This window comes from Streptomyces sp. McG3 (assembly GCF_018619185.1).
Classification (GTDB): domain Bacteria; phylum Actinomycetota; class Actinomycetes; order Streptomycetales; family Streptomycetaceae; genus Streptomyces.
Map to the genome: position 1 here is coordinate 1 of NZ_JAAXYC010000272.1, position 10,937 is coordinate 10,937.

Consider the following 10,937-nt stretch of genomic DNA (forward strand, 5'->3'; position numbering starts at 1 on the left):
CGCCGGCCGGGGCCGCCTGCGGGGCGGGGCTCAGGTCCGTTTCGGCGCCACCGGCAGCGTGCGTGCCAGGGCGGTGGCCGCCCGGTCGGAGGTCACCCGACAGGCTCTCAGGTCCGGTAGACGTCCAGGCGGCCGCACATGCCGAATCGGCCGTGCGCCGAGGGCCGTTCGGCGTGGACGCGGGCATCGGCGAGGTGGCCGGCCTCGCCCCGGTCCAACGCGTCGAGCTGTCCGGCGGTGGCGGCGGCGGCCGTGGCGGCTCCCCGCTCCCAACGGCCGCGCCACTCGGGCGTCCGGGGACGGACGAGCGCGGCGGCGGCACGGTGGAACGCGGCCAGCGGCTCCGGGTCGCCGTCCTCCACGGCCTCGCGCAGGACCAGGAAACCCTCCACGGCGAGGTCGCGCCGGGCCCGTGCGGCCCGCTCCTGCACGGCCTCCCCGGCGTCCACGGGCAGGGTCGCCGCCGCGCGGTAGACCTCCGGGTCCGCGAGACAGCGGGGCGGCAGGGTGAGCACGGCGTCGCCGGCCTCGGGCAGCCCGCTGTTCTGCATGAGCACGACGACGCGCAGCCCGTCCTCGTTGACCAGGCGGTGCACGGCGCCCGGGGTGAACCACACGAGCGCGCCCGGTGTCAGCGGGGTCTCCTGGAATCCGGAGGCCGTGAGCGTCTGCACGGAACCGCTGCCGCCGACCACGACGTACCCCTCGGAGCAGGTCAGGTGCAGATGCGGGGTGCCCCCGCGCAACCCGTCGGCAGCGGGCCAGTCGTAGACGCTCAGGTGCGATACGGCGACGGCTCCGGGCAGTCCTTCGAAGGTCACCACGGGGGCTCCTGGGTCTCGGCGGCACGGGGCGCGCGGACGCGCCGCACCGGCCGCCCGCAAGCGCTTTCTACGACAGCTGAACGCTAGGGCCGCCACGGGACGCCGGTCAAGGGCACGGCACCCGCCGGACGGCCGCCCGCCGCCCCGGCCGCGTCGGTGCGGCCGGGGCGGCGGGCCTGTGCGCGGGCCGCTGTCAGTGGCTGGGTGCAGACTGGCACTAATCCGGCACAACGGTGTTTCGGGAGGTCCAGGACCATGACCGACGTATTGCTCACCGCAGGCACCCGCAAGGGTCTCTTCATCGGCCGCGGACACGGCGGGACCTGGGAGATCACCGGCCCGCACTTCAACGCGCAGGCGATCTACTCGGTCGCCGTGGACACCCGGGGGGACACCCCGAGGATCCTGGTCGGCGGGGACAGCGCGCACTGGGGGCCGTCCGTCTTCCACTCCGACGATCTGGGCGAGACCTGGACCGAGCCCCGGCAGCCCGCGGTGAAGTTCCCCCGGTCCACCGGGGCGTCGCTGGAGCGCGTCTGGCAGCTGCACCCGGCAGGACCCGAGGCGCCGGACGTGGTCTACGCGGGCACGGAGCCGGCCGCGCTGTTCCGTTCCGAGGACCGGGGCGAGTCGTTCGAGCTGGTCCGGCCCCTCTGGGAGCACCCGACCCGCTCGCGGTGGGAGCCGGGCGGCGGCGGCGAGGGGCTGCACACCGTCCTGACCGACCCCCGGGACGCCAAGGCCGTCACCGTCGCCGTGTCGACGGCCGGCGTGTTCCGGACCAAGGACGGCGGCGCGAGCTGGGCCCCGTCGAACAAGGGTGTCTCCGCGGTCTTCCTCCCGGATCCGGACCCGGAGTTCGGCCAGTGCGTCCACAAGGTCGCCCGGGACGCGGCCGACCCGGACCGCCTCTATCTGCAGAACCACTGGGGCGTGTTCCGCAGCGACGACTCCGGCGGCCACTGGAGCGACATCGGCGCGGGCCTGCCCTCCGACTTCGGGTTCGCCGCGGTCGCGCACCCGCACCGCGGCGACACGGCGTACGTCTTCCCGATCAACGCCGACGCCGACCGGGTCCCGGCCGAGCACCGCTGCCGGGTGTTCCGCACGACCGACGCGGGGCGCACCTGGGAGCCGCTCACGGAGGGCCTGCCGGACGGGGCGCACTACGGCACGGTGCTGCGGGACGCGCTCTGTACCGACGACGCGGATCCCGCCGGGGTCTACTTCGGCAACCGCAACGGCGAGTTGTACGCCAGCGCTGACGACGGGGACAGCTGGCGGCAGCTCGCGTCGCATCTGCCGGACGTCCTGTGCGTGCGTGCGGTGGCGCTCGGCTGACGGCAGTTGATCGGAGTGGTCGTATCAGCAGTAGAGTGCGGGCCGTGGCAGCACGACCGTTGAAAGAGATCATCGAGCCGGGGTGGGCGGACGCCCTCGAACCCGTCGCCGAACGCGTCGCCGCTATGGGCGACTTCCTCCGCGCGGAGATCGCCGCGGGACGCACGTACCTGCCCTCGGGGGCTCATGTACTGCGGGCGTTCCAGCAGCCGTTCGAGGAGGTGAGAGTGCTGGTCGTCGGCCAGGACCCGTATCCCACCCCGGGGCACGCGATCGGGCTGAGCTTCGCGGTGGCGCCCGACGTCCGGCCGCTGCCGGGCAGTCTGGAGAACATCTTCCGGGAACTGCACGCGGACCTGGGGCTGCCCAGGCCGTCCAACGGCGATCTCACGCCCTGGACGCGGCAGGGGGTGCTGCTGCTCAACAGGGCGCTGACCACCGCGCCGCGGCGCCCCGCCGCCCACCGGGGCAAGGGCTGGGAAGAGGTGACCGAGCAGGCCATCAAGGCGCTGGTCGCCAGGGGCACGCCGCTGGTGTCGGTCCTGTGGGGGCGAGACGCCCGCAATCTGCGCCCGCAGTTGGGCGACTTCCCCGCGATCGAGTCCTCGCACCCCTCCCCCATGTCCGCCGACCGGGGCTTCTTCGGCTCGCGGCCTTTCAGCCGCGTCAACGAACTGCTGGAGCGCCAGGGGGCGCAGCCCGTGGACTGGCGGCTTCCGTGACCCGTCCCCCGGCGGCGCCCGGCGCGGCCGGACCAGGCGCCTACGTCCTCGGGGTGGACTCCGGCGGCTCCGGTCTGCGGGTGGCGCTCGGCCGGGTGGAGCTGCCCGGGCCCGACTCGACGACGCTCTGCGCGGAGCCGGTGCGGACGGGGCCCGGTGGCATCGACGCCGGGCATCTGCTGGACCAGCTGCTGCCCGCCGCCCGGGAGTTGCTGGACCGGGCCTCCGCCTCCGCGACCGACGGCACCCCGGCCGACGGCGCCCCGGCGGGTGAGGTCGCGGCGCTGGCGATCGGGGCCGCCGGCATGGCCACGCTCGGCGACCGGCTGCGGTCGGAGCTGCCCGGCGCGCTCGCGGACGCACTGGGGGTGCGCCGGCTGGCGCTGGCCGCCGACGCGGTGACGGCCTACGCGGGCGCGGTGGGACAGCGCCCGGGGGCGGTCGTCGCGGGCGGCACGGGCATGATCGCCCTCGGTACGGACCTGATGGAGTGGCGCAGGGCCGACGGGTGGGGTCATCTTCTGGGTGACAGTGGCGGCGGTGCGTGGATCGGCCGTGCCGGGCTGGACGCGGCGATGCGGGCCCATGACGGGCGGCGTGGCGGCTCCCCCGCCCTGCTGGACCGGGTGCGGGCTGTGTTCGGACCGGCCGAGGCGCTGCCCGGGCTGCTCTACCCGCGCTCCGACCGGCCGGCCGTGCTGGCCTCGTTCGCCCCGGAGGTGGCGGCGTGCGCCGGAGCGGATCCGGTATCCGCCGGCATTCTGCGGCAGGCCGCCGGTCATATCGCCGAAGCGGCGGCGGCTGTGTGCCCGACGTCCGCCGGGACGGAGGCCGAGGACGGCGAGGGCGGTGAAGTGGCTCTGACGGGTGGCTTGTTCAAGATGGGCGAGCCCCTGATCGCTCCCCTGCGCGAGGAGCTGGCACGGCTGTTGCCGGGGGCCCGGGTCACCTCGGCGGCGGGCGATCCGCTGACCGGCGCACTCCGGATCGCGCGGGCCCTGGCTGCCGGGGATCTTCGCCTGCCGCTCCACCCGACGATGCTCTTCGTGCCCCAGGAGCACGGGAGCGGACAGCGCGGCGGAACGGCGGTGCGCGACGAGCCCCGCACGGGGTGACGTCGGCGGGACGAAGGAGGGCTGGACGGGGGCCGGCGGAACAACGACCCGACAGACAGGGACACTCCGGTGGTACATCACTCATCGGACATAAGCGGATAGTTAACGCTCGACCGGACCCTCCCCGAACGGAGGGGCAGGCAAAACCAGTAGCATGCGGCGCCATGAGCACCCCCACTGGGCCCGCTTCCGGCCTGCCTGTACGAATGCCGCGACCTCGCCAGTCCGGACGGCACCGCCGCCCGGAGCCCGTGGTCGCACCCGAGGGCGCTGCCGCGCTCGTTCTCGCCGTTCCCGGTGCCCCTTCTTCGGCCACGCGCAGCCTGGCCGAAGAGGTGATCAGCATCGCCCGTTCCGAGCTGCCCGGCCTCAACGCCCGGATCGGCTACCTCGACGGCGACGATGCCGAGTACCCGACCCTTGCCGGCGTTCTCGCCCACACCGCCGCCGAGCGCGTCGCGCGCTTCGAGCAGGCCGTCGCCGCCGGGCGTGAGGTCGCCGAGCCCGCGGGGCCGCCCGCCGTCGTCGTCCCGCTGCTCGCGGGTCCCGACAGCGCGCTGATCCGGCGGATACGGCAGGCCGTGATGGACAGCGGTACGCAGGCCGAGCTGACCGATGTGCTCGGCCCGCACCCGCTGCTCGCCGAGGCCCTGCACGTACGGCTGTCGGAGGCCGGGCTGGCGCGCGCCGACCGCGCCAGGCTGTTCACCGTGGCCACCGCCGCCGACGGCATCGTGCTGGTCACCGTGGGTGGCGAGGAGGCCGTGCGGGCCGCCGGGATCACCGGCATGCTGCTGGCCGCCCGGCTCGCCGTGCCGGTGATGGCCGCCGCGCTGGACGTGGAGGGCTCGGTCGCCTCGATCGCGGAGCAGTTGCAGGGCTCCGGCTCCGCACAGCTGGCGCTGGCGCCGTACCTGGTGGGCCCGGAGGTCGACCCCGGCCTGCTGGACGCCGCCGCGAAGGAGGCGGGCTGCGCGACGGCCGAGCCGCTGGGCGCCTACCCGGCGATCGGCAAGCTCGTGCTGTCCCTGTACGCCACGACGCTGGGCATCACGCCGGCGACGCCGCAGGGAGCTCAGGCCCACTGACCGGACGCCGTCGCCGTGGGGCGGCGGCTCGGGAAGCCGGACAGCGCTGTCGGACGCGACCGTCCGGGGGTCGACCGCCGGCGGACGTGGCGCCCCGGGGCGACCGCTGTCAGACGAGGACGACGCAGGAGGCCGCGGGAACCTCGACGGAGCCCGCGTGCCGCGGGACGCCCGTCTCGGCGTCCACGGCGAACCAGCTGACGTTCCCGGAGTGCTCGTTGGCCGCGTACAGCCACTGGCCGCTCGGGTCGAGGGTGAGGTCGCGCGGCCAGCGGCCGCCGCAGCCCACGGTGGCCACCAGGGCCGCCTTCTCGCCGCTCTCGTCGAGAGTGAGCACGGAGATGCTGTCGTGGCCCCGGTTGGCGGTCCACAGGAAGCGCCCGTCGTGTGCGACGACCACCTCGGACGGGTAGGTGCGCGGCGCGTCGCCGGCCGCCTCGTGCTCGGGCAGCACCGCTGTCACGCCGAGCACCTCGAGACGGCCCGCGGCCGCGTCCCAGCGGCACACGGTGAGCGTCGGCTCCAGCTCGCCCAGGACGTAGGCGAGCGAGCCCGAGGGGTGGAAGGCCAGGTGGCGCGGACCGGTGCCGGGGCGCAGGGCGGTCTCGCTGTGCGAGCGCAGGGCGCCGGTGGCGGGGTCCAGGGCGCAGACGCGTACCGAGTCGGTGCCGAGGTCCACGCTGACCACCCAGTTCCCCGAGGGGTCGGCGAGCACCTGGTGGGCGTGCGGGGCCTCCTGGCGGCCGGTGTCCGGGCCGCTGCCCTCGTGCTGGAGCACCGAGGCCGCCGCTCCGAGCGAGCCGTCGGCGAGGACCGGCAGCGCGGTGACGCTGCCGGAGGTGTAGTTGGCCGTGACCAGGTGGTTCGCGGCGAGCGCGAGGTGGGTCGGCGCATCGCCGTCGACGGCGCGGACGGGGCCCAGGAGAGCCGGCACGTCGCCGTCGAGGGCGAAGGCCGCGGCGACGCCGGGGGCGCTCTCGCCGACCGCGTACAGGGCCGTGCCGCCCGGGCCGACCGTGAGGAACGAGGGGTCGGGCACGGCGTCCGTGGACCCCAGCACCGTCAGCGCACCGGTGTCCCGGTCCACGGCGGCGGCGGTGATCCCGTGCCCGCCCGCCGAGGTGAACGACCCTATGAATGCCCGCCCGGCGCTGTTGCCGATCATCGCGCTACCCCTCTTCACCGTCGCCGCGATCTTCACGGCCGACGGTAGCAGGCACCCCCCTGCGGTCCAGACCAATGCGGCCGGAAGGAATCGGCGGGCACGGGCGCGCGGCCCCGGCGGTCAGGCCGGTTCGGGCGCCACGGCCGGTGTCCGACCGCCCCGACCCTGGAGCGGCGCCGCCAGCGCGGCGAGTGCGCGCTCCAGGCCGTGGAGGTGGGCCAGCGCCGGGTCCGCGGCGGCCCCGGGCAGCTCGGGCAGGTGAAAGCCGCGGGAGCCTTCGGGTGCGGTGAGCGCCTCGACGGCCGCCTCGACGCGGGAGCACGCCGCCGACAGCCGCGCGTCGTGCGAGGCGTCCGGGTCGGCAGCGATCGAGGCCAGGCCCCGGACCTCGGTCACGCAGTCGTCCAGCAGCGCGAGCACCTGCCGGGCGCGCGCCTTGCGGGCCGGCAGCGGGCTCAGGGGGTGCACCAGCGGCGCGAGCGAGAGCCGGACCCGGCCGAGCAGCACCTCCAGTTCGGCGACGCGGGGGCCGGGGTCGGCGAGCGTCGAGCCGGCGAGCCGGTCGGCGGCCTCCGCCGTGCAGGCGTGGACGCACCGCAGGGCCTTCTGGATCCACGCGTCGGTGATGGCGTGGGTGGTGACGGGCAGGACCAGCAGCACGGCGAGCACCGCGCCGAGGGAACCGACGGCGGTCTCCGCGACGCGCAGCCAGAGCAGGGCGGCGTCCAGGACGCCCAGCGCCCCGTAGAGCAGGCCGGCCATCACCGTCACGAAGAACATCATCCAGCTGTACGAGACCGCCGCCGTGTAGAAGATGCCGAAGACGCTGACCGCGACGATGGCGGCGGTCGGGGCTCCCGCGCCGTCGAGCGGGATGGCCACGGCGAAGCCCGCGACGATCCCGATCACGGTGCCCAGGACCCGCCGGAATCCCCGTACGAGCGTCTCGCCGCGCGAGGTGGTGTTCACGAAGACCCACCAGGTGGCTCCCACGGCCCAGTACCACCGCTGGTCGGACAGGATCTGCCCCAGGCCCAGTGCGAAGGCCCCGCCCAGGGTGGCCTGGACGGCCTGCCGGGTGGTGATGCGCAGAGGGCCCGGGCCCTCCGGGGGAGCGGGCGCGGCCGCGACGGGCAGCCGCCGCTCATAGCACCACAGGCCGAAGCGCACGGCGGACGAGACGGCGAGGGAGAGCAGCACCGCGGCGTACAGCTCGGGCAGCTGACCGGGCACGGTGTGCAGGAACTGGGCGGCGAACAGCATCATGAACGCGAAGACGCCCAGCGCGTGCCCGCGCGGCCCCCAGCGCCGGGCGTACACGCCCGCCCCCATCACGGCGAGGAAGATCAGGTCGCGGGCGACCGGCTGGTCGTGCAGCACGGCGGCGACGGCGAGGACGGGCAGGCCGACGACGGGGAGCAGGACGGTGGTGACCGCCTGACCGCGCACCGTCGGGTCGGTCACGGTGAACAGGGCGAGCAGCGCCGCGAGGCCCCCCGTGATGGCCGCCGCGAGCGAATGCCCGGCGAGGCCGCACAGCGCGACCGCGAGGCTGATGCCGAGAACGCCACGGCCGGCGAAGCGCAGCCGCACCCGTCCCGGGTCCGGCGCCACGAACACCCTCTTCAGCACACTTCCGCCCCTTCCGCGTCTCCGCAGCACTCGCATGAAAAAGGCGCCGCGGAAGTCCGCAGCGCCATCGATGGATCCATTGCAGCATCTATCGGGCTCTTGGATCAAACCGGGAGAAGAACCATGTACCAATGGCTCAGCCGATCTCGCGAATATTCGGCCACCAGCGTGCCAACGGACCACCCGGGACGGACGCCACCGCGCGCACGGCGGATGGACGCACCGGACGGCCGCGCTCCGGTTCGGGGGGGTGAGCGGGGATGAGTACGCGTACTCATCCCCGGGGCGGGACGGGCGGCGCACGATGCCGACATGGACATGGACACGCACGCGGACGGGATCCGGGAGGGGCGCGAGCCGCGGAGCGGAGGGGCGAACCTCCTGGTGTTCCTGGCTCTGCTGCCGCTCGACGCGCTCGCCGGCGGCTACGCCTGGCTCGCGGTCGGCATCGGCGGCTGGGCCGCCGCCCACAACGGTGCTGAAGCCGCCGTTCCGGCGGCGGAGCTGGTGGTGGGCGGCGGCGTGCCGGCGGCTGCGGGACTGGCCCTGTGCTGGGGACGGTACTGGTGCGCCGCCGCGGCCCAGTTCGTCTTGACGGCCGTGCTGACGGCGTGGCTGCTGTCGTCCTACGGCTGAGGCGCTGTCGTCCCGCCCCGGCGGCACGGGCCCCTCGCCCTGGGTACAGTCGGGGCCGCACCGGACGGCTCGGAAGGAGATCTGCGGATCATGGCGGTGGACGCTCTCGACACCCGGATCCTGCGCCTGCTGATCGAGCAGCCGCGTACCAGCGTCCGGGAGTACGCGCGCATCCTCGGCGTGGCCCGCGGCACGCTGCAGGCCCGGCTCGACCGGCTGGAGCGCGACGGGGTGATCACCGGTACCGGACCGACCCTCTCCCCCGCCGCGCTCGGTCATCCCGTGCTCGCCTTCGTCCACCTGGAGGTCACCCAGGGGCATCTGGTCGAGGTGGGCGACGCCCTGGCGGCCGTGCCCGAGATCATCGAGGCGTTCTCGACGACGGGCGGGGGCGATCTGCTGACCCGCGTCGTCGCCCGGGACGCCGGGCATCTGGAGGACGTGATCCAACGGCTGATCCAGCTCCCGGGGGTCGTCAGGACCCGGACCGATGTGGCGCTCCGCGAGCGGGTGGCGCACCGGGTGCTGCCGCTGGTGGAATCCGTGGGGCGCGCGGCGGGCGACCGGGACCGGCCGGGTCCCGCACCCGGTCAGGGGTGACCGGGCCCACCACTGCGGACTGCGGCATGCTGGGGCCATGACGTCCCGCCCCGTGACCGCGCCCGGCCCTCACGTGATCTTCGATCTCGACGGAACGCTGGTGGACAGCGAGCCGAACTACTTCGAGGCGGGGCGCCGGCTGCTCGCCCGGTACGGGGTGCGGGACTTCGACTGGGCGGCCCACACCCGGTTCATCGGCATCGGCACCCGGGAGACGCTGACGGTCCTGCGCGCGGAGTACGGGATCGACGCCCCGGTCGAGGAGCTGCTCGCCGCGAAGAACGCCCTGTATCTGGAGCTGGCCGGGGCGTCGACGGAGGTCTTCCCCCAGATGCGGGTCTTCGTGGAGCGCCTGTACGCGGCCGGGGTGCCGATGTCGGTGGCCTCCGGTTCGTCCCGGGCCGCGATCGGGGCGGTCCTCGCGGTGACGGGGCTCGACGCGTACATCCCGCTGTACGTCTCCGCCGAGGAGGTCGCGCACGGCAAGCCGGAGCCGGACGTGTTCCTGGAGACGGCCCGGCGGACGGGGGCGGAGCCGGCGGACTGCGTGGTGCTGGAGGACGCCCCTCCCGGAGCGGCGGCCGCGCACGCGGCGGGCATGCGGTGCTTCGCCGTCCCCTATGTGCCGGAGACGGCGTCCGACCCGGCGTTCGGGACCGCCGAACTCCTTTTCAGGGGCGGGCAGTCCGCGTTCACGGCCGATGCCGCGTACCGTCGGCTGTTCGGCTGAACCGGGGTCCGGCGGGCGCTCCCGGCGCCCGGGCGGGCGCGGAGGGGTACCGGGCCGTCAGCAGAGCCCGGCGAAAGGGCCGTCGGGGCATCGGGGCTCCGCCGGACCGATATCCTGATCATGTCCTTCGCCGCTCCGCCCCGGACTCCGCCGGAGACCGGGAACCACGGGCCCGGGAGCCGGAGCGGGCCACAATTCGAGATAGGTGTACAGGTGCTGGTAGCTGGTCGGTACCGATTGGTATCCCCCATCGGTCGTGGCGGCATGGGCGAGGTGTGGCGTGCCACGGACGAGGTGCTGGGACGTGCCGTGGCCGTGAAGCTGCTGCTGGGGGACCAGGCGGACGCCTCGTCGACCGCCCGCTTCCGTCTTGAGGCGCAGACCGCCGCCCGGTTGAGCCATCCGCATCTGGTGGCCGTGTTCGACTTCGGGGCCTGGGAGGACCGGTTCTTCCTGGTGATGGAGCTGGTCGAGGGGCAGAGCCTCGGGGACCTGCTGGCCGCCCAGGAGCGGGTCCATCCCGAACAGGTCGCCCTGATCGCGGGCCAGGCGGCCGCCGGGCTGGCCGCCGCGCACCGTCAGGGCATCGTCCACCGCGACATCAAGCCGGGCAACCTGATGCTGGACGCGGACGGTTCGGTGAAGATCGGCGACTTCGGGATCGCCCAGTTCGTCGACGACCCCTCGACCGCGCTGACGACGGCCGGCCACATCGTCGGCACGAGCCTCTACCTGGCCCCCGAGCGGGCCCTGGGGCGTACCGCCGACTCCGCGTCCGACATGTACTCCCTGGGCTGCGTCGTCTATCAACTGCTGCTCGGACAACCGCCGTTCCGCTCCGACACGGCGACCGCGACGCTGTACCAGCATGTCGACACCCCGCCGGTCCCGCTGCGGCAGCGGGGCGTGGAGATCTCCGCCGCCTTCGACTCGTATCTCCTCGGGCTGCTGGCCAAGCAGCCGGAGGAACGGCCCACCGCGCAGCAGGTCTCCGACTGGTTCCGCACCGACGCCTGGCGCGGCCGGCCGGAGCCCCTCCCTCTGCAGACACCCACCTCCCACCGGGCCTCCGCCCCGATGACCC

General features: G+C 74.6%; 11 protein-coding genes. 8 read left to right on the plus strand and 3 right to left on the minus strand.

Annotated elements, in window-relative coordinates; genetic code table 11:
- Positions 1-107 precede the first annotated feature (107 nt).
- Positions 108-824 (minus strand): cupin, encoded by a 717-nt coding sequence (locus tag HET64_RS30610; RefSeq protein WP_215110404.1) that lies wholly within the window; start codon positions 822-824, stop codon positions 108-110.
- Positions 825-1,079: 255 nt separating this feature from the next.
- Here HET64_RS30610 and HET64_RS30615 point away from each other — a divergent pair, with 255 nt between their 5' ends.
- From HET64_RS30615 to HET64_RS30630, 4 genes are all read left to right on the plus strand, one after another.
- Positions 1,080-2,165: a sialidase family protein gene (locus tag HET64_RS30615; RefSeq protein ID WP_215110405.1), complete on the plus strand. Its 1,086-nt coding sequence runs from the start codon at positions 1,080-1,082 to the stop codon at positions 2,163-2,165.
- Between the two features lie 44 nt (positions 2,166-2,209).
- On the plus strand, positions 2,210-2,887 hold the full coding sequence (locus HET64_RS30620; protein WP_032792802.1) for a uracil-DNA glycosylase: 678 nt from the start codon (positions 2,210-2,212) through the stop codon (positions 2,885-2,887).
- The gene (locus HET64_RS30625; protein WP_215110406.1) at positions 2,884-4,002 is read left to right on the plus strand and encodes a BadF/BadG/BcrA/BcrD ATPase family protein; all 1,119 of its coding nucleotides are present in this window, start codon (positions 2,884-2,886) and stop codon (positions 4,000-4,002) included. Before HET64_RS30620 ends, HET64_RS30625 begins: the two co-directional genes overlap by 4 nt.
- 164 nt (positions 4,003-4,166) lie before the next feature.
- Complete coding sequence (locus HET64_RS30630) at positions 4,167-5,090, plus strand: sirohydrochlorin chelatase (RefSeq protein WP_215110407.1); 924 nt, start codon at positions 4,167-4,169, stop codon at positions 5,088-5,090.
- Between the two features lie 109 nt (positions 5,091-5,199).
- On the opposite strand, the gene HET64_RS30635 is transcribed toward HET64_RS30630, so the two are convergent.
- Both HET64_RS30635 and HET64_RS30640 read right to left on the minus strand, forming a co-directional pair.
- Complete coding sequence (locus HET64_RS30635; protein WP_215110408.1) at positions 5,200-6,255, minus strand: lactonase family protein; 1,056 nt, start codon at positions 6,253-6,255, stop codon at positions 5,200-5,202.
- A gap of 120 nt (positions 6,256-6,375) precedes the next feature.
- A complete protein-coding gene (locus HET64_RS30640; RefSeq protein ID WP_215110409.1) occupies positions 6,376-7,887 on the minus strand; it encodes an FUSC family protein in 1,512 nt (503 codons plus the stop codon).
- Between the two features lie 312 nt (positions 7,888-8,199).
- On the opposite strand from HET64_RS30640, the gene HET64_RS30645 reads away from it, so the two are divergent.
- The 4 genes from HET64_RS30645 to HET64_RS30660 form a co-directional block, all read left to right on the plus strand.
- A complete protein-coding gene (locus HET64_RS30645) occupies positions 8,200-8,523 on the plus strand; it encodes a hypothetical protein (protein WP_215110410.1) in 324 nt (107 codons plus the stop codon).
- Between the two features lie 90 nt (positions 8,524-8,613).
- Positions 8,614-9,123 carry an Lrp/AsnC family transcriptional regulator gene (locus HET64_RS30650; protein ID WP_215110411.1) on the plus strand — a complete coding sequence of 170 codons (510 nt, stop codon included), beginning with the start codon at positions 8,614-8,616 and terminating at the stop codon, positions 9,121-9,123.
- 37 nt (positions 9,124-9,160) lie between these two features.
- Positions 9,161-9,853 carry an HAD family phosphatase gene (locus HET64_RS30655; RefSeq protein ID WP_215110412.1) on the plus strand — a complete coding sequence of 231 codons (693 nt, stop codon included), beginning with the start codon at positions 9,161-9,163 and terminating at the stop codon, positions 9,851-9,853.
- Between the two features lie 264 nt (positions 9,854-10,117).
- On the plus strand, positions 10,118-10,937 hold an 820-nt coding region (locus HET64_RS30660), incomplete at its 3' end, for a serine/threonine-protein kinase (RefSeq protein WP_251146106.1).